General features: G+C 66.4%; 19 protein-coding genes. 12 read left to right on the top strand and 7 right to left on the bottom strand.

Annotated features, from left to right (window positions below; translation table 11 throughout):
* Positions 1–4: 4 nt before the first annotated feature.
* The 4 genes from ACWPKK_RS09000 (at position 5) to ACWPKK_RS08985 (ending at position 3,125) form a co-directional block, all read left to right on the top strand.
* On the top strand, positions 5–907 hold the full coding sequence (locus ACWPKK_RS09000) for a PRC-barrel domain-containing protein (protein ID WP_452002954.1): 903 nt from the start codon (positions 5–7) through the stop codon (positions 905–907).
* A 61-nt stretch (positions 908–968) separates the two neighbouring features.
* Positions 969–1,409, top strand: a complete 441-nt coding sequence (locus ACWPKK_RS08995) for a YgaP family membrane protein (RefSeq protein ID WP_149222134.1) — start codon at positions 969–971, stop codon at positions 1,407–1,409.
* A 320-nt stretch (positions 1,410–1,729) separates the two neighbouring features.
* Positions 1,730–2,515: an enoyl-ACP reductase FabI gene (gene fabI / locus ACWPKK_RS08990; protein WP_324866040.1), complete on the top strand. Its 786-nt coding sequence runs from the start codon at positions 1,730–1,732 to the stop codon at positions 2,513–2,515.
* 199 nt (positions 2,516–2,714) lie between these two features.
* The gene (locus ACWPKK_RS08985) at positions 2,715–3,125 is read left to right on the top strand and encodes a bacteriohemerythrin (protein ID WP_111066794.1); all 411 of its coding nucleotides are present in this window, start codon (positions 2,715–2,717) and stop codon (positions 3,123–3,125) included.
* Positions 3,126–3,134: 9 nt separating this feature from the next.
* On the opposite strand, the gene ACWPKK_RS08980 is transcribed toward ACWPKK_RS08985, so the two are convergent.
* The 3 genes from ACWPKK_RS08980 to serB form a co-directional block, all read right to left on the bottom strand.
* The gene (locus ACWPKK_RS08980; RefSeq protein WP_324866035.1) at positions 3,135–3,515 is read right to left on the bottom strand and encodes a helix-turn-helix transcriptional regulator; all 381 of its coding nucleotides are present in this window, start codon (positions 3,513–3,515) and stop codon (positions 3,135–3,137) included.
* Between the two features lie 77 nt (positions 3,516–3,592).
* A complete protein-coding gene (locus ACWPKK_RS08975) occupies positions 3,593–3,763 on the bottom strand; it encodes a hypothetical protein (protein WP_452002949.1) in 171 nt (56 codons plus the stop codon).
* 67 nt (positions 3,764–3,830) lie between these two features.
* Positions 3,831–4,724: a phosphoserine phosphatase SerB gene (gene serB / locus ACWPKK_RS08970; protein ID WP_452002947.1), complete on the bottom strand. Its 894-nt coding sequence runs from the start codon at positions 4,722–4,724 to the stop codon at positions 3,831–3,833.
* A gap of 133 nt (positions 4,725–4,857) precedes the next feature.
* Between serB and miaA the strand changes: the two genes are divergently transcribed.
* The 7 genes from miaA (at position 4,858) to ilvC (ending at position 11,648) form a co-directional block, all read left to right on the top strand.
* Positions 4,858–5,874, top strand: a complete 1,017-nt coding sequence (miaA, locus tag ACWPKK_RS08965; RefSeq protein WP_452002945.1) for a tRNA (adenosine(37)-N6)-dimethylallyltransferase MiaA — start codon at positions 4,858–4,860, stop codon at positions 5,872–5,874.
* A 17-nt stretch (positions 5,875–5,891) separates the two neighbouring features.
* The gene (locus ACWPKK_RS08960; RefSeq protein ID WP_452002943.1) at positions 5,892–7,103 is read left to right on the top strand and encodes an aminotransferase-like domain-containing protein; all 1,212 of its coding nucleotides are present in this window, start codon (positions 5,892–5,894) and stop codon (positions 7,101–7,103) included.
* A 326-nt stretch (positions 7,104–7,429) separates the two neighbouring features.
* A complete protein-coding gene (locus ACWPKK_RS08955) occupies positions 7,430–9,193 on the top strand; it encodes an acetolactate synthase 3 large subunit (RefSeq protein ID WP_452002940.1) in 1,764 nt (587 codons plus the stop codon).
* A gap of 36 nt (positions 9,194–9,229) precedes the next feature.
* A complete protein-coding gene (gene ilvN, locus ACWPKK_RS08950; RefSeq protein WP_194912668.1) occupies positions 9,230–9,736 on the top strand; it encodes an acetolactate synthase small subunit in 507 nt (168 codons plus the stop codon).
* 101 nt (positions 9,737–9,837) lie between these two features.
* Complete coding sequence (locus tag ACWPKK_RS08945) at positions 9,838–10,104, top strand: type II toxin-antitoxin system Phd/YefM family antitoxin (protein WP_452002936.1); 267 nt, start codon at positions 9,838–9,840, stop codon at positions 10,102–10,104.
* Entirely contained in the window at positions 10,101–10,565 is a 465-nt protein-coding gene (locus tag ACWPKK_RS08940; RefSeq protein WP_452002933.1) for a PIN domain-containing protein, read from the top strand. The genes ACWPKK_RS08945 and ACWPKK_RS08940 overlap by 4 nt, the downstream gene beginning before the upstream one ends.
* Before the next feature lie 63 nt (positions 10,566–10,628).
* Positions 10,629–11,648: a ketol-acid reductoisomerase gene (ilvC, locus tag ACWPKK_RS08935; RefSeq protein ID WP_014248441.1), complete on the top strand. Its 1,020-nt coding sequence runs from the start codon at positions 10,629–10,631 to the stop codon at positions 11,646–11,648.
* 56 nt (positions 11,649–11,704) lie between these two features.
* On the opposite strand, the gene ACWPKK_RS08930 is transcribed toward ilvC, so the two are convergent.
* Complete coding sequence (locus ACWPKK_RS08930) at positions 11,705–12,424, bottom strand: ArsR/SmtB family transcription factor (protein WP_452002930.1); 720 nt, start codon at positions 12,422–12,424, stop codon at positions 11,705–11,707.
* Positions 12,425–12,555: 131 nt separating this feature from the next.
* Here ACWPKK_RS08930 and ACWPKK_RS08925 point away from each other — a divergent pair, with 131 nt between their 5' ends.
* On the top strand, positions 12,556–13,476 hold the full coding sequence (locus tag ACWPKK_RS08925; protein WP_452002927.1) for a DMT family transporter: 921 nt from the start codon (positions 12,556–12,558) through the stop codon (positions 13,474–13,476).
* A gap of 13 nt (positions 13,477–13,489) precedes the next feature.
* Here the strand turns inward: ACWPKK_RS08925 and mrdA are convergent, their stop codons facing one another.
* The 3 genes from mrdA to mreC are packed head-to-tail and all read right to left on the bottom strand — an operon-like array spanning position 13,490 to position 16,813.
* A complete protein-coding gene (gene mrdA, locus ACWPKK_RS08920; protein ID WP_452002925.1) occupies positions 13,490–15,376 on the bottom strand; it encodes a penicillin-binding protein 2 in 1,887 nt (628 codons plus the stop codon).
* A 17-nt stretch (positions 15,377–15,393) separates the two neighbouring features.
* Positions 15,394–15,906 carry a rod shape-determining protein MreD gene (gene mreD, locus ACWPKK_RS08915; RefSeq protein WP_149222126.1) on the bottom strand — a complete coding sequence of 171 codons (513 nt, stop codon included), beginning with the start codon at positions 15,904–15,906 and terminating at the stop codon, positions 15,394–15,396.
* A 37-nt stretch (positions 15,907–15,943) separates the two neighbouring features.
* On the bottom strand, positions 15,944–16,813 hold the full coding sequence (gene mreC, locus ACWPKK_RS08910; protein WP_324866018.1) for a rod shape-determining protein MreC: 870 nt from the start codon (positions 16,811–16,813) through the stop codon (positions 15,944–15,946).
* Positions 16,814–16,850 lie beyond the last annotated feature (37 nt).

Genomic DNA, 16,850 nt, shown 5'->3' with positions numbered 1-16,850 from the left:
CCTGATGACGCGCCCGACCCCTGCAACGGCCTTGGGCACTGCGCTGCTGCTGGCCGCGCTGGGACCCATCGCCGCGCCCGCGCTTGCCGCCGACGACTGCGCGGCCGGGCTCGACCGGCTGGGACAGCAGGCGGCGGCCCTCGAGGCCGCGGCACCCAACAATCCGGCGCCCGTGACCCAGCAGGAAATCGCGCAGCTGCGTGCCCTGCAGCAGGCGGCCCAGGGCGCGGCGCAGAAGGGCAACGCCCCGGCCTGCCAGGCGATTCTGGGCGAGGCCACGGCGCTGCAGGACTCCATCGCCCACCCCCGCGCGATGGCCGCCGACGACCTCGAGGACGCCAAGCTGCGTAGCCCGGACGGCAAGGATCTGGGCAAAATCTCCGAGTTGGTGATCGATCCGGCCACCGGGCGAATCGCTTACGCGGTGGTCGAGCTGGGCGGCTTCCTCGGCATCGGCGACAGCGACTTTCCGGTTCCGTGGGCGTTGTTCGCGCCGTCCGGCGACGGCTATGTCCTGAACGTGCCGAAGGACAAGCTGACGAACGCCCCGCGCTTCGACGACAGCAACCGTCCGAACATGAACGATCGCCAGTGGGCGATGGCGGTGCACACCTATTACGGCGTCGCTCCCTACTGGATGCAGCAGTCGGCGACGCTGGCCGCCATCGCCGGCTCGACGGGCGGCGGCAGCGACGCCGCGGCGGCGCCCCTGCGCCAGGAGGTCCAGCGCCTGTCCCAGGAGGTGTCGCGGCTGAACCAGGAACTGCAGCAGGCGCGGGCATCCGGCTCCAGCGCCGCGACGGCAGGCGGAAGCGGGCAGGGTGGCGCCTCCCCAGCAACTCCTCAGGCATCTCCGCAGGCACCGTCGGGGAACGACACCCCCCAGCCGCCGGTTTCCCAACAGTGACACGATAACGATCCGATCGCGGGAGCACCCGGCTTCGGGTCCCGCATCCAGGAGGACCGACATGGAACTCTCTTCCATCACCGATACGGCCCAGCGCAGCCTGCGCGGCTTCAACGACCGCATCCATGGTCCCGGCGGCGGCTATACCATCAATGTCGGCCACAGCGAACGGCTGGCCTCGCTGGCCGGCGGCGTGGCCCTGGCGGTGCTGGGCCTGCGCCGGCCGAACTGGACCGGCGCCGCTATGGCGCTGGCCGGCGGCGTCCTGGTGGCGCGCGGCCTGACCGGCTTCTGCCCCGGCAAGTCGATGCTGGCCGATTGGGCGCAACGCGACCGCGCGGCCATTCCGTCGCAGGATGTGGAACGGGGGATCGATCCCTATTCCCGCCATCCCGGCGACATCTATCAGGAAGCCTGCGAGGAGGAGATCGTCGACGAGGCGTCTCAGGAATCCTTCCCGGCCAGCGATCCACCCTCCTTCACGCCCGGCGTTGCCCGGTAAGGGGTGATCGGCCAAGTGATGTGGCCGGATAACAGAAATGTCATCAAGAAACGGTCTTCCGGCCCGGTGTCGGAGGGCCGTCTTGATATGGATCAATGAAAGGGATCGCGGCTAGGACTTCGGCTTTTACTGGATATGCCGGCATCAATGCTGCGCAATGATTGGGATGGGTGCGTGAATTGCGCCCATTGCACGTTGCGGACCTGTCGCGATTGGTCTATGGTGCACCGCACAAGGAACGCCGCGTGCCCTTGCCCGGCGAAAGGGCCGCCAGGGTTGCGGCCGCTCCTCCCGTCACACCGACCGCAGGACCGTCCGCCATGACCACGATCATTCCCGCCGCCGCCACGCTCGAAGGCAAGAAGGGGCTCGTCCTTGGCATCGCCAACGACCAGTCGATCGCCTGGGGCTGTGCCCGCGCCTTCCGCGCGCTGGGTGCCGACCTTGCGGTCAGCTATCTGAACGACAAGGCCAAGAAGTTCGTCGAACCGCTGGCCCAGCAGCTGGAAGCCGAGATTTTCGAACCGGTGGACGTCACCGGCGAAGGCGAGCTGAAGGCGATGTTCGACAAGATCGGCGAGAAGTGGGGCAAGCTGGACTTCGCGCTGCACAGCATCGCCTTCGCGCCGAAGGAGGATCTGCACGGCCGCGTCGTCGACTGCTCGCGCGAGGGCTTCCAGCAGGCGATGGACGTCTCCTGCCACTCCTTCATCCGCATGGCCAAGTATGCGGAGCCGCTGATGAAGGATGGCGGGTCGCTGTTCACCATGTCCTATTTCGGCGCCAACCGCGTCATCGACAATTATGGCGTGATGGGCCCGGTCAAGGCCGCGCTGGAGGCCAGCGTGCGCTATCTGGCGTCCGAACTCGGCCCCAAGGGCATCCGCGTCCATGCCATCTCCCCCGGCCCGATCAAGACCCGCGCCGCGTCCGGCATCGCCCATTTCGACGAGCTGATGAACAAGGCCGCCGAGCGGGCTCCCGAGGGCCGGCTGGTGACCATCGAGGAGGTCGGCTACACCACCGCCTTCCTCGCCACCGACGGCGCCAAGGGCATCACCGGCGACACCACCTACGTCGACTGCGGCTATTCCATCATCGGCTGAGGCTGGCATCGGCTGAAGCCTGCCGATTTCCGGTTGAAGAACGGGGCGGGTGCGGCGACGCATCCGCCCCGTTTCGATTGGAACGCCTCTCCAAGGTGCGTCAAATTGCCGTGTGACGTCCCGACTGTTTGGGTGCGGTGGTAGCACCAGCCATACTCCGTCCAAACTGGGTGCCGGTAAGGGGGGAGGCCGCAAGGTCATGGGCGCCATCACATGGCGACGGCAGTTGAGCGTCGGCCAGCCGGCCATCGACGACGATCACAAGCATCTGATCGAGTATCTGAACGAACTCGACGCAGCGCTGGCCGCCCCGCGGTTCCAGCCGGTTCGTGTTGCCAAGATTCTGGTCAAGCTGCTGGAATACACCAAGGAGCATTTCGCCCGCGAAGAACGGATCATGCAGATCGTGCGCTATCCGCAATTCGAGGAGCACGTCGCCATGCACCGCGCCGCGGTCAAGATGGTCAGCGAATTGTCCAACCGCTTCTCCATCGAACCCACCCACGAGAACGCCGAGAAGCTGTACAAATTCACCGCCGACTGGCTTGTCCGCCACATAATCCTGATGGACACCCAGCTGACGCCCTATGTGCGCGGCGTCTGGGCGTGAGCGGGCGCTTCAGCGGCGCGCCAGCAGGTCCAGCGGTACGTTCAGCGCCTCAGCGATGCGCCCCATGGCATCGAAACTTCCCGGCTTGCGGCCATTCTCGATCTCCGAGAGGTAGGATGGCGCAATGCCGGCCGCTTCCGCCAACCCACGCAGAGTGAATCCGCGATGGTTGCGCAGGACCGTCACCGGATGCTCGCCATCCAGGATTCGTTCGGCGACCTCGAAGGGAAATGCTTCTGTCTCTCCGGCGGCAAGCCGGGTCTTCACCGCCTCCGCATCTGCGAGATCCTGCGCGTCGGTTACCAGCTCCGCCAACGCTTCAAAGTCGGCGCGGCTCAGCGTGACGCTGTCGGGAGTCTCTGCGATGGGGCGGATTGGCAGCGCGCTCATCGGTAAACCTCCTTGCGATTTCCGATCTTCAACACTGTGACCACCATCACGTCGCCGTCGATGGTATAGACGGCCCGCTAGTCGCCATGGCGGATGCGACCTCGGCCTCCGCCAAAAGCCTTGGCCCAAGGATGCGGATCATGAGGAGCTGCGGCAAATGCCTTCAGCTTCCTTCGCAGACCGTCCGCATCCGAGGCAGGCATGCGGAGCAGCATCTTCAGCGCCGAGGCTTCGATGACGAGCTTCATGTGTCCATGATCGGAACACAAGCAACACAGGTCAACAAATATTCGCTATTAGCGAACGCAGCCGATTTTACCCCACGAACTCGGTGCCGCGATAGCCCTGGGCGTAGAGCAGGGCCGTCAGGTCGCCGTGGTCGACGCGTGCACGGGCTTCGGCGGCGACGACGGCCTTGGCATGGAAGGCGACGCCCAGACCGGCAGCCAGCAGCATCGGCAAATCGTTGGCGCCGTCGCCGACGGCCATGGTCTCCGCCATCGGCACGCGGTGCTCGCCGGCATAGGCCATCAGCGCCTGCAGCTTGCTGTCCTTGTCCAGGATCGGTTCGATCACCGTGCCGGTCATCACGCCGTCGACCACTTCCAGATCGTTGCCGCGGTCGTCGTCGAAGCCGATCCAGTTGCGCACACGGCCGGTGAAGCAGCGGAAGCCGCCCGACACCAGGACGCAGACGGCGCCGTTGGCCCGCATGGTGCCGACCAGCTGGGCTGCCCCCGGCATCAGGGTGGCGCGCTGCCACACCTCGTCGATCACCGTCTCCTTCAGGCCCTTCAGCAGGGCGACGCGCTCGCGCACCGCGTCCTTGAAATCGATCTCGCCGTTCATGGCGCGGGCGGTGATGGCGGCGATGTGGTCCTTCAGCCCGACATAGTCGCCGAGTTCGTCCAGCATCTCCTGCTCGATGATTGTCGATTCCATGTCGGCGACCAGCAGCCGCTTGCGCCGGGTCGCCGCCGGCTGGGCGATGATGTCCAGGGCCATGCCTGTCAGGGCATGGCGGATCGCCGCCTCCGCCTGTTCCGGCGCGAGGTTGCCGAAAGGCAGGTCGCAGGCGGTGCCGGGAGCCAGCCAATCCGGCGCCCCTGCATCGGCGCCCAGCCCGACCAGCGCCGCCTTGGCGGTCTGGACGACGGACTCGTCGAGCGAGGCGGTGCGGGGGGCGATCAGCGTGGCGACGGCGTTCATCGGCGGGTATCCCGAGGAAAAGAGGGCCTTTGCGCGCTGCCTACCACAGGCGGGGAGCCGGGTCCAACGAAGCTTCGGCGTCGGCATGCGGTTGGGTGTTGCAAAGAGAGCGCCGGAACGCCATGGAAGGGCAATGAGCGACCTTACCACCCCTCTCACCACCCACCTTGCCGACGTCATCGTCATCGGCGGGCCGACTGCGTCGGGCAAGTCGGGGCTGGCGCTCGCCGTCGCCGAGGCGTTCGGCGGCACCGTCATCAATGCCGACAGCATGCAGCTCTACGCCGACCTTGACGTGCTGACCGCCCGCCCGCCGGCCGAGGATCTGGTGCGGGCGCCGCACCGCCTCTATGGCGTGCTGCCGGCGGCGGAGCGCGGGTCGGCGGCGCGCTGGCGCGACATGGCGCTGGCGGAGATCGACGCCGCCAAGGCCGAGGGGCGGCTGCCCGTGGTGGTCGGCGGGACCGGTCTCTACCTGCGTGCGCTGATGCAGGGATTGAGCGAGGTCCCCCCTATCCCCGACGACGTGCGCGCCGCCGCCCATGCCCGGCTGGCGTCCATCGGCGGCGAGGCCTTCCGGTCCGAACTGGTCGCCCGTGACCCGGCATCGGCCAAGCTGCACGCCGGCGACACCACCCGCCTGACCCGCGCCTGGGAGGTGCTGGAGGCCACCGGCCATCCGCTGTCCCACTGGCAGAGCCGGACCGCCCAGGGCGCGCCGGAGAACTTGCGTTTCACCATCATCGTGCTCGATCCGCCGCGGGCCGACCTCTACGCCCAGTGCGACAAGCGCTTCGACCTGATGATGGGGCAGGGTGCGCTGGAGGAGGTGCGGCGGCTGGATACCCTGGCGCGCGAGCAGGGCCTTGCCCCCGACCTGCCGGTGCTGAAGGCGCTCGGCGTGCCGGAGCTGCGCCGCCACCTGGATGGCGAAATCCCGCTGGACGAGGCGGTCGCGCTGGCCCAGCAATCCACCCGCCGCTATGCCAAACGGCAGGTGACGTGGTTCCGGCATCAGATTGTTGGCAAAGCGGCCGAAATGCTGGTAAGTCATACAGGACAGCATAGCTGCCATACCATCGATTCGCCTTGTTCGCCTGCGGTACGAAATGCAATGCTCGACCGCCTGAGAACGATACTAAATTACTGATCCGAAGGAGAAGCACCGTGTCGGTTGATTGGGGTCATGTGTTCGCGGGCCGCGTGAGCGGCATGACGGCGTCCGAAATCCGGGAACTGCTGAAGCTGATCGACCGTCCGGAGATCATCTCCTTCGCCGGTGGCATTCCCGACCCGGACCTGTTCCCCAACTCGGCCATCGCGCGGTCCTACGAGAAGATCTTCCAGTCCAACGCCGGCGCCGGGGCCGCGCTGCAGTATTCCATCACCGAAGGCTACACGCCGCTGCGGGAGTGGATCTGCGATTACATGGGCGGCAAGGGCGTCAACATCGGCCTGGACGGCGTGCTGGTCACCAACGGTTCGCAGCAGGTGCTGGAGTTCGTCGGCAAGCTGCTGATCGGCCCGGGCGACAAGATCGTCGTCACCCGCCCGACCTATCTCGGCGCGCTGCAGGCCTTCTCGCCCTACGAGCCGACCTACCTCTCCATTCCGATGGACGAGGAAGGGCCGGAGATGACCGCACTGACCGAGGCGCTGGCGCAGAAGCCGAAGTTCTTCTATCTCGTCCCCGACTTCCAGAACCCCAACGGCACCACGGTGACGCTGGCCCGGCGCCACGCCATCCTGGACGCCTGCGAAGCGGCCGGCGTGCCGGTGATCGAAGACACCGCCTATTGCGAGCTGCGCTATGACGGCGAGCATCTGCCGCTGATGGCGGCGCTGGATTGCGAGCGCAACGGCGGCAAGCTGACCAACGTCATCTTCGGCGGCACCTTCTCCAAGACGATGGTCCCGGCGATGCGCGTCGGCTGGGTCAATGCCGCACCGGAGGTGGTGAATCGCCTGGTGCTGATGAAGCAGGCGGCCGACCTGCATGCCAGCACGATCAACCAGATCGTGATGCACGACGTCGTCTCGCAGATCTTCGACAGCCACATCAAGCTGCTGCGCTCCCAGTACAAGGAGCGCCGCGATGCCATGCTGGCGGCGCTGGACGAATTCGCCCCGCCGGGCGTCACCTGGACCAAGCCGGAAGGCGGCCTGTTCGTCTGGATCGAGGCGCCGGAGGGCGTCGATGGCACGGAACTGCTGGCCCGCGCCATCAAGGAGGCCAACGTCGCCTTCGTCCCCGGATCGGCCTTCCATGCCGACCGGTCGGGCAAGAACACGCTGCGGCTGGCCTTCTCCGTGACCAAGCCGGCCCAGATCCGCGAGGGCATCCGCCGGCTGTGCGAACTGCTGAAGACGGCCGCCTGACCGTCCGTCCTTCCCAGTCGTCGCCCCTTCGGAACGGCGGCCGCGCTTCGGTGCGGTCGCCGTTTCCGTTTCGGGCAAGCGGTGGCCGGGCAGGATGGACACCTCCTATGGGCGCGCAACAATTGGAAAAACTGCGGCAAAAAAACTTTGCAAACATTCGCGAATAGGGTTGACCTATGACGGATGATTTGACTAATTTGCCGGTCCCAGCACACGCCATCGGGGCTAAGCCGTTGTTCTGAACGGCTATGCCCATCCGGCGGGGTTGGTGTTCCCAAGGAACCGGGTGCCCTAGAGGAGGCGCCCACATGAGAAGGTCGTGAGCGATGTCCGAACAGAAGCTGACCGGCGCCCAGATCGTCATCAAGGCCCTGAAGGATCAGGGCGTTGACATCATCTTCGGCTATCCCGGCGGCGCCGTACTTCCCATCTACGACGCGCTGTTCCAGCAGAACGACCTGAAGCATGTCCTTGTACGCCACGAGCAGGCCGCGGTTCACGCGGCCGAAGGCTACGCGCGCTCGACCGGCAAGGTCGGCTGCGTGCTGGTGACCTCCGGCCCCGGCGCCACCAACGCGGTGACCGGCCTGCTGGACGCCCTGTGCGACAGCATTCCGCTCGTCTGCCTGTCGGGCCAGGTGCCGACCCACCTGATCGGCAACGACGCCTTCCAGGAAGCCGACACCACCGGCATCACCCGTCCATGCACCAAGCACAATTACCTGGTGAAGGACGTCGACAATCTAGCCCGCACCCTGCACGAAGCCTTCTATGTCGCGCGCAGCGGCCGTCCCGGCCCGGTGCTGGTCGACATCCCCAAGGACGTGCAGTTCGCCGACGGCACCTACGTCCCGCCGGCGGAGGTCAAGCACAAGACCTATCGTCCGCAGGTGAAAGCGGAGATCGCCCGCATCGAAGAGGCGGTCGAACTGATCGCCAATGCCAAGCGGCCGGTCTTCTACACCGGCGGCGGCGTGATCAACGCCGGTCCCTTCGCGGCCAAGCTGCTGACGCAGTTCGTCAAGACCACCGGTTTCCCGATCACCTCCACCCTGATGGGCCTCGGCGCCTTCCCGGCGTCGGACAATCAGTGGCTGGGCATGCTCGGCATGCACGGCACGTACGAGGCGAACCTCGCCATGTACGAATGCGACGTCATGATCAACATCGGCGCCCGCTTCGACGACCGCGTGACCGGCAAGCTGTCGGCCTTCTCGCCGGGCTCCAAGAAGATCCACGTCGACATCGATCCCAGCTCGATCAACAAGAACGTGGCGGTCGACATCCCGATCGTCGGCGATTGCGGCGCCGTGCTGGAAGACATGCTGCGCATCTGGAAGGCGCGCGCCAAGAGCGCCGACAAGCCGGCGCTGAAGGAGTGGTGGGGCAAGATCGAGGGCTGGCGTGCCCGCAACTGCCTGAACTACAACCGCACCGAATCGGTCATCAAGCCGCAATACGCGCTGGAGCGCCTGCGCGAGGCCCTGCGCGGCAAGGACCACTACATCACGACGGAAGTCGGCCAGCACCAGATGTGGGCCGCCCAGTTCCTGCCCTTCGACCAGCCGAACCGTTGGCTGACCTCGGGCGGGCTCGGCACCATGGGCTACGGCCTGCCGGCCGCCATCGGCGCCCAGCTCGCCCACCCCGACGCCATCGTGGTGGACGTGTCGGGCGAGGCCAGCTTCCTGATGAACATGCAGGAGATCGGCACCGCCGTGCAGTACCGCGCGCCGATCAAGATCTTCATCCTGAACAACCAGTATATGGGCATGGTGCGCCAGTGGCAGGAACTGCTGCATGGCTCGCGCTATTCCCAGAGCTATTCGGAAGCCCTGCCGGACTTCGTGAAGCTGGCGGAATCCTGGGGCTGCGTCGGCCTGCGCGCCACCACGGTTGCCGAGGTCGATCAGGTGATCGAGAAGATGCTGGCGGTCACCGACCGCCCCTGCATCATCGACATCGCCGTCGATCCGAAGGAAAACTGCTTCCCCATGATCCCGGGCGGCAAGGCCCACAACGAAATCCTGTTCGGTCCGGACGACAGCCCGTCCGACGCCACGCCGGAAGACGGCATGGTGCTGGTCTGATCGGCTGACGACGAACGAACGGGGGGAATGGGTCTCATGGAAAACGCGATCGAAAAGCACACCATCGCCGTGCTGGTGGACAACGAGCCGGGCGTTCTCGCCCGCGTCATCGGGCTGTTCTCGGGCCGCGGCTACAACATCGAAAGCCTGACGGTGGCGGAGGTGAACAACGCCGACCACCTGTCGCGGATCACGCTGGTCACCTCCGGCACCCGGATGATCATCGAGCAGATCAAGGCGCAGCTCGGCCGGCTGGTTCCGGTCCACCGCGTCCATGACCTGACCGACGAAGGGCCGTCGGTGGAACGCGAACTGGCGCTGGTCAAGGTGGCCGGCACCGGCGACCGCCGGATCGAGGCGCTTCGCCTCGCCGACATCTTCCAGGCCAAGGTGGTGGACGCCACGCTGAGCAGCTTCGTCTTCGAGCTGACCGGCACCACCGAGCAGGTCGACGATTTCGTCGGCCTGATGGGCCAGCTCGGCCTCGTGGAAGCCAGCCGCACCGGCGTGGTCGCCATGTCGAAGGGGCCAGCGGCGTTCTGACGCTCCCCCCGAGGGTCTCTTCAGGCTCCATCGCCGTCCGGCCCGTTTCGGGTTAGGATGTCCTGCCGGCATGGCCGGGCGGCGAGCAGCGGGGAACGGTCATGAAGATGCTGTCGGTGGAAGAGGCGAAGGACCAGCTCGGCGCGCTGATCGAAGCCGCCAAGCGCGGCGAAGAGATCGTGCTGACCGAGAACGGCACGCCGGTGGCCCGGCTTTCGGCAACGGAAACGGCGTCCGAGGCGGTCTCCGATCAGGAACGCCGGAGAGCAGCTGGGGAACGGCTTCTCCAGAAGCTGCGCAAGGGCTATGACCTGGGCGGCCGTGACTGGACCCGTGACGACCTCCACGAGCGCGGTTCCTTGCCATGATCCGCCCCGTGGTCAGCTTCGATACGAACATCCTGTTCTATGCGGCCGACCAGCGCGATCCCGTCAAATATGCAATCGCGTTGGATCTGCTTGAAAGGGCGGCGGCGGCAACGTCCGTCGTCATCGCGGGACAGGTGCTGTGCGAGCTTTATGCGTCGTTGACCCGCAAGCGAATTCTGCCGCCGGGTGAAGCGTTGGAGTTGGTCCGTGATTACGAACAGACCTTCGAACGCCTGCCCGTTGCTGCTGATGCCTTCCGGCGTGCGTTCGACGCAGTAGCCGCGCACGGCTTGCAAGTCTGGGATGCGGTCTTGTGGGCAAATGCCGATGCGTATGGCTGCAAGTACCTTGTGTCCGAAGATTTTCAGGGCGGACGGCGACTTGGCGGAGTCACTTTCCTGAACCCCTTCACCGCGGACGGACGGCTTTTGCTTGACGCGGCCTTGCCGCCGATGGACTAATCCGCTCCGCGCACTAATCGCTTCGTTCAACACCCGGCTAGTGAAATTTAAGGAACCATCTCCATGCGCGTCTATTACGATCGTGATGCCGACGTCAACCTGATCAAGGGCAAGAAGGTCGTCATCGTCGGCTACGGCAGCCAGGGCCACGCCCACGCCCACAACCTGCGTGACAGCGGCGTGAAGGACGTGCGGATCGCGCTCCGCCCGGGTTCGGCCACCATCAAGAAGGCCGAGACCGCCGGCTTCACCGTGATGACCCCGGCCGAAGCCGCCGCCTGGGCCGACGTCGTGATGGTTCTCACCCCGGACGAGCTGCAGGCCGACCTGTACCGCGACGATCTGGCCCCGAACATGAAGCAGGGCGCCGCTCTGGCCTTCGCGCACGGCCTGAACGTCCACTTCAACCTGATCGAGCCGCGCGCCGACCTCGACGTGTTCATGATCGCGCCGAAGGGCCCCGGCCACACCGTGCGCAGCGAATACCAGCGTGGCGGCGGCGTCCCGTCGCTGGTCGCCGTGCACCAGAACGCCTCGGGCAACGCGCTGGACATCGCCCTGTCCTACGCCTCGGCCAATGGCGGCGGCCGCGCCGGCATCATCGAGACCACCTTCAAGGAAGAGTGCGAGACCGACCTGTTCGGCGAGCAGGCCGTGCTCTGCGGCGGCCTGACCGAGCTGATCCGTGCCGGCTACGAGACGCTGGTCGAGGCGGGCTACGCCCCCGAGATGGCCTACTTCGAGTGCCTGCACGAAGTGAAGCTGATCGTCGACCTGATGTACGAGGGCGGCATGGCCAACATGCGCTACTCGATCTCCAACACGGCCGAATACGGCGACTACCGCACCGGCCCGCGCATCATCACGCCTGAGACCAAGGCCGAGATGAAGCGCGTCCTGACCGACATCCAGGAAGGCCGCTTCGTCCGCGACTGGATGCTGGAGTGCAAGGCCGGCCAGCCGTCCTTCAAGGCGATCCGCCGCCGCAACGCCGAGCACGAGATCGAGAAGGTCGGCGAGAAGCTGCGCGCCATGATGCCGTGGATCGCCGAGCGCCGCCTGGTCGACAAGTCGAAGAACTGATCCGGCGAAAGCCCAATCAGTTCGTTGGAGAGCGCGTCCCTTCGGGGGCGCGCTTTTCATTTGGGAGCAAGGTGCTCCGGGGTGATGCCGAACACCGTGGCGAATCCTTCGCTGCCGGCATCGGTGATCGTCACTGCCCGGCTGTCGGGGATGCGGACGATCCAGCCGCGTTCCAGTGAACAGGTCAGCAAAGCCGCGCCCAGCCGTCCGGCCAGATGGGGCCGCCGCTCGCTCCAGTCGAGGCATGCTCGGCAGAGCGGCCGGCGACCCTCACCGGATTCAGGGAATCTGAGGCCCAGGCCATTCAGAAAGACGCGACCCTCCTCCGTCACCAGGGCACCGCCATCCCCGAGGATCACAAGCCCAAGATCGTTCAGCCGATCGGCCAATGCGGTGCCCAACCGTCCCGCGAGATGGTCATAGCAGGTCCGGGCTGCCCTCAGCGCCTCGTCCTTCGGCCCAGGGGCGCGATGGCGTCGCGGACCTGCGGTTGCCACGGCCATCAGGCTCTCCATTGCCTGGGCGATGTCGGGGGAAGCCAGCCGGTAATAGCGGTGCCGCCCCTGACGCTCCACCTCCAGCAACCCTGCTTCGGTCAACTTGGCAAGATGGCCGCTTGTGGTCGGCGCGCCGACGCCGGCGTGCCATGACAACTCTCCGGCGGTCAGTGCCTGTCCGCCCATCAGGGCAGACAGCATGTTCGCGCGCGCCGGATCGCCGATCAGGGCGGCAATGATGGCAATGGCGTTGGCGGAGGCAATGGGCGGGCTGGTCATGCCCGCCAGCTTAGGCCTGTTCGCTTGCCCCGTCAGCCGCGGACGCTTCGTCCGTGACCGAAGCGTTGGCGGCAGTCTCCTTCCGATCTTACGGGCATGGTGAGCCGCATTCTTCGAATGACGGAGCCTTCATGACCATCCCTACTGTTTCAGGTGTGCCCGATTCGCGACCTGATCTGCGTGTGGAACTCACCTTGCTGCTGGCCCTCGCAACCTTGTGGGGGGCGTCCTACAGCTTCATCCGGATCGGCGTGGAGACGATTCCACCGCTGACCTTCATTGCCGGCCGGACCTTGATAGCCGGAGCCATTCTGCTGGCCGTCATCCGCTGGCGCGGACTTTCCCTGCCGCGCGACCGGGCCGTATGGGGCCGCTTCCTGGTACAGGCTTGTCTGAACAGCGTCTTGCCCTTCACCTTGATCGCCTGGGCCGAACGGACGGTCGATGCCGGGACCGCAGCGATTCTCAATGCGACGACGCCGATCTTCGCTTTTCTCATCACGTTGCTGCTGACCCGGCACGAAGCCTTGAGCCTGCGAAAGGCCGTCGGCGTGCTTGGTGGACTCGGCGGGACGATCCTGGTCATTGGGGCGGGGGCAATCGACGGCATCGGCCATGACCTCCTGGCGCAGGGCGCCATCGTTGTCGCCACCGTCTGCTATGCCGGCGCCGCCATCTTCGGCCGTACGTTCAAGTCCCTGGACCCGATCATGCCTGCCGCTGGATCGCTGATCTGTGGGGCGGTGGTGCTGCTGCCTATCAGCTTGGCGGTTGACCGACCCTGGACTCTGGCGCCCTCGTGGGAGTCGCTGCTGGCGCTTGCCTGCCTGTCGATCTTCTCGACAGCGCTCGCCTTCGTTCTCTATTTCCGGCTGGTTCAAACCATAGGGTCGGTTCCGACGACGGCTCAGGCTTATCTGCGGGTTCCCATCGGCGTGGGGATCGGTGTGATGATGTTGGGCGAGACCTTCGAGCCGACCACCCTGGCAGGCTGTGCCGCTGTTGTGCTGGGGGTAGCGGCAATGACCATCCCGGCCCGGCCCCGAGCTTGAGCCGGCGCGCCTTTCAGCCCCGCGGATCCTTGAAGCTCGTCGGCGGCGTTTCGGCCACCGCGGCGCGGCCGGGGTCTCGCTTCTGGGTTTCCAGCAGGATGTCGCGGGCGATCGGTGCCGCCGCTGTGGAACCGCCGCCGCCATGCTCGACGAAGACCGCGCAGGCATAGCGCGGCGCCTGGACGGGTGCGAAGGCGACGAACAGCGCGTGGTCGCGTTCGCGCCAGGGCAGGTCCTCGTTCTTCTTCACGCCGGTGGTGCGCTCCGCCATGGTGATGCGGCGGACCTGGGCGGAGCCGGTCTTGCCCGCCATCTCGTACCCGACCTCGGTGATGCGCGACTTGAAGGCGGTCCCGTTGGGCGCGTTGGTCACCTCGTTCATGCCACGCAGCACGATGTCGAGATTCTCCTTCTTCACGCCGATGCTGGGCCAGGCCGTCTGTTCGCCGCTGACGGTCTTGATCTGCTTGGTCAGGTGCGGCTTGACCGCATAGCCGCCGTTGGCCAGCCGGCAGGTCATCACCGCCAACTGCAGCGGCGTCGCCAGCACATAGCCCTGGCCGATGGAGGCGACCAGCGTCTCGCCCATGTCCCAGCCCTTGCCCAAGGTCGCCTTCTTCCAGGCGATGGACGGCATCAGCCCGGCGCGCTCGTGCGGCAGGTCGATGCCGGTGCGGGCGCCCAGGCCGAAGCGGTTGGACATCTCGGAGATGCGATCGATGCCGATGCGGCGCGACACGTCGTAGAAGAACACGTCGCAGGAATGGCGCAGCGCCCCGACGAAATCGACCGTGCCGTGGCCGCCGCGTTTCCAGCAGTGGAAGCGATGGTCGCCCAGCTCCATGTGGCCGGGGCAGAAGACGGTGTGCCGGCTGTTGACGATTCCCGATTCGAGTGCCGCCAGCGCCGCCATCATCTTGAAGGTGGAGCCCGGCGGATATTGGCCGACCACCGCCTTGTTGTTCAGCGGCGTCGCCTGATTGGACAGCAGCTCCTCCCACAGCTCGGCGCTGATGCCCATGGTGAACTGGTTCGGGTCGTAGCTGGGGTGGGAACAGAGCGCATAGATGCCGCCGGTATGCACATCCATCACCACCGCCGACGCGCTGACCTCCTGCGACAGCCGTTCCTGAACGAAGCGCTGCAGCGCCATGTCGATGGTCAGCTGAATCTCGCGGCCCGACTGCCCCTCGTCGCGCGACAGTTCGCGGATGACGCGGCCGACCGCGTTGACCTCCAGCTGGCTGGTGCCGGCGGTGCCGCGCAGAACCTTCTCGTGATGCTTTTCGATGCCGGCCTTGCCGATGCGGAATCCGGGGAGCGACAGCACCGGATCGCTGTTGCCGCTCAACTCCGCTTCCGACACGGCGCCGACATAGCCCAGGATATGGGCGGTCGCCTCCGCCTGCGGATAGTGGCGCAGCTCGCCCACCTCGATCGCCACGCCCGGCAGGTCGGGGGTGTTGGTCTCCAGCGTCGCCACCTGTTCCCAGGTCAGGTTCTCGCGCACGGTGACGGGGACGAAGCGGCGCTTGCGGTGCAGTTCGCGCATCACACGGCGGCGGTCGCCGTCGGTCAGCGGCACGATGCGGGAGATCTTGTCGAGCGTCTCCTGGATGTTGTGGGTGCGCTCCGACACCACGACGACCCGGTAGTTCTGCTCGTTCACCGCCAGCGGCACGCCGAACCGGTCCACGATGTTGCCGCGCGACGGGGCGATCAGCCGCAGGCTGATGCGGTTCTCCTCCGCCAGCATGGTGTAGCGCGCGGATTCGACGACCTGAAGGTAATAGAGCCGACCGACCAGCGCGGACAGGCCGGCCAGCTTGATGCCGCCCAGCACCAGGGCGCGGCGCGCCAGCAGGCGGGAACGGTCGGTATCGCGATCGATCGAACTCATGAAACCGCCGGGACCCTTTACCCGTTCAAGAACGCACGGTGGACGCGGATCAGCAGCCAGCCCACCGCAGGAAACACCGCCACCGTCAGCAAGCCCTGGAACAGCGCCGGCAGGATCGACAGCGCGGCCGCATCCAGTGCCGTGAAGGCCAGCCATTGCAGCACCACGGCACCGGCCATCACCAGGGTGAAGCCGAACCACAGCAACGCGAAGGTGCTGGCCAGGAACACCCGGCGCTGGTTCAGGACCGCCCATTGCGCCACGACCAGCAACAGGGCATTGACGCCCAGCGGTCCGCCGATCAGGAAATCCTGCAGCAGCCCGATCAGAAAGGCCACCCCCGGACGCATCAGGTCAGGCCTGTGGATCGTCCAATAGTAGACGGAAACCAGCGTCAGGTTCGGCGCCACCGGGGCGTAGCCCGGCACCGGCACCGGGATCATGCCGACCAGAACCATCATGACGGTAACGGCGAAGGGTGCCAGATTGCGCCCGGCCTTGTCGACCCGTTGCCAGAAAGTTGCCGTCATACCGGCGGACTTCCCGCCGGGGCGCTGTCGGACCGGCTCACTTCCACTCCGGTGACGGGTCCAGGTCGGTGCCGGGCAATCCGAAATCCACCAGGCGCAGATGTTCGACCCGCGCCAAGTCGGCGCTGGGCAACACACGCACGCCGCGCTCGCTGACCGCGGTCACCACGCCGACCGGCAGGCCGGACGGGAACAGGCCGCCGTCGCCCGAGGTCACCACCTGCTCGCCCACCTGGATCGGCGACTCCGGCGGCAGATAGAGAAGCTTGGCCTGGTCGGAATTGTCGCCGGCCAGGATGGCGCGCTGGCGCGTGTTGGCCAGGACCACCGGGACACGGGCGTTGATGTCGGTCAGCAGCAGGACACGGGACGACCATTCGCCGACTTCGATCACCCGGCCCACCAGACCGGCCCCGGCCAGTGCGGCCTGACCCTTGCGCACCCCGTCGCGCTTGCCGGCGGTCACCACCAGCGTGCGAACAAAGGAGCTGCCGGGGGTCGCGATGACGCGGGCGGCGATATAGTTGACGGAGGGCTCCGGACGGACGCGCAGCAGGCTGCGCAGGCTGCTGTTCTCCGCCTCCAGCCGCAAAGCCGCCTGCTTCCATTGCAGAAGCCGGGCGTTCTCCGCCTTCAGGCGCTGGTTCTCGTCGAAGGCGTTCTCAAGCTCGACCACCGACTCGACCACGCGCGCCGCGGTCGCGGCGGGGCGGGAGATGGCGTCGAGGATCGGGGCGAAGGCGTCGGTCACACGGGCGCGGGCGCTGTCCACCGACACGGACTCGATCTTGCCGACCATCATCAATGCGATGGAGGCAAGGACAAGCAGGAGGAAGGAGAAACGCTGCGCGAGGGCCCGCAAAGGCGCGGCAAGGCGGATGACGGAGCCGGATGAGCGTGACTTCACAGGAAATTCCCGTCCAGATACGCGGTCCGTCTCCGGC

It is taken from the genome of Azospirillum largimobile (genome assembly GCF_977007025.2).
This window is presented reverse-complemented; position numbering and strand designations above follow the sequence as displayed.

Excerpts from the sequence above, each read along its gene's own strand:
- ACWPKK_RS08945 (WP_452002936.1), top strand. The coding sequence starts at position 9,838 with ATGAAGATGCTGTCGGTGGAAGAGGCGAAGGACCAGCTCGGCGCGCTG.
- ACWPKK_RS08995 (WP_149222134.1), top strand. The coding sequence starts at position 969 with ATGGAACTCTCTTCCATCACCGATACGGCCCAGCGCAGCCTGCGCGGC.
- ilvC (WP_014248441.1), top strand. The coding sequence starts at position 10,629 with ATGCGCGTCTATTACGATCGTGATGCCGACGTCAACCTGATCAAGGGC.
- fabI (WP_324866040.1), top strand. The coding sequence starts at position 1,730 with ATGACCACGATCATTCCCGCCGCCGCCACGCTCGAAGGCAAGAAGGGG.
- mreD (WP_149222126.1), bottom strand. The coding sequence starts at position 15,906 with ATGACGGCAACTTTCTGGCAACGGGTCGACAAGGCCGGGCGCAATCTG.
- ilvN (WP_194912668.1), top strand. The coding sequence starts at position 9,230 with ATGGAAAACGCGATCGAAAAGCACACCATCGCCGTGCTGGTGGACAAC.
- ACWPKK_RS08925 (WP_452002927.1), top strand. The coding sequence starts at position 12,556 with ATGACCATCCCTACTGTTTCAGGTGTGCCCGATTCGCGACCTGATCTG.
- ACWPKK_RS08980 (WP_324866035.1), bottom strand. The coding sequence starts at position 3,515 with ATGAGCGCGCTGCCAATCCGCCCCATCGCAGAGACTCCCGACAGCGTC.
- mrdA (WP_452002925.1), bottom strand. The coding sequence starts at position 15,376 with ATGAGTTCGATCGATCGCGATACCGACCGTTCCCGCCTGCTGGCGCGC.
- ACWPKK_RS08930 (WP_452002930.1), bottom strand. The coding sequence starts at position 12,424 with ATGACCAGCCCGCCCATTGCCTCCGCCAACGCCATTGCCATCATTGCC.
- ACWPKK_RS08955 (WP_452002940.1), top strand. The coding sequence starts at position 7,430 with ATGTCCGAACAGAAGCTGACCGGCGCCCAGATCGTCATCAAGGCCCTG.
- serB (WP_452002947.1), bottom strand. The coding sequence starts at position 4,724 with ATGAACGCCGTCGCCACGCTGATCGCCCCCCGCACCGCCTCGCTCGAC.
- miaA (WP_452002945.1), top strand. The coding sequence starts at position 4,858 with ATGAGCGACCTTACCACCCCTCTCACCACCCACCTTGCCGACGTCATC.
- ACWPKK_RS08975 (WP_452002949.1), bottom strand. The coding sequence starts at position 3,763 with ATGAAGCTCGTCATCGAAGCCTCGGCGCTGAAGATGCTGCTCCGCATG.
- ACWPKK_RS09000 (WP_452002954.1), top strand. The coding sequence starts at position 5 with ATGACGCGCCCGACCCCTGCAACGGCCTTGGGCACTGCGCTGCTGCTG.
- ACWPKK_RS08985 (WP_111066794.1), top strand. The coding sequence starts at position 2,715 with ATGGGCGCCATCACATGGCGACGGCAGTTGAGCGTCGGCCAGCCGGCC.
- ACWPKK_RS08940 (WP_452002933.1), top strand. The coding sequence starts at position 10,101 with ATGATCCGCCCCGTGGTCAGCTTCGATACGAACATCCTGTTCTATGCG.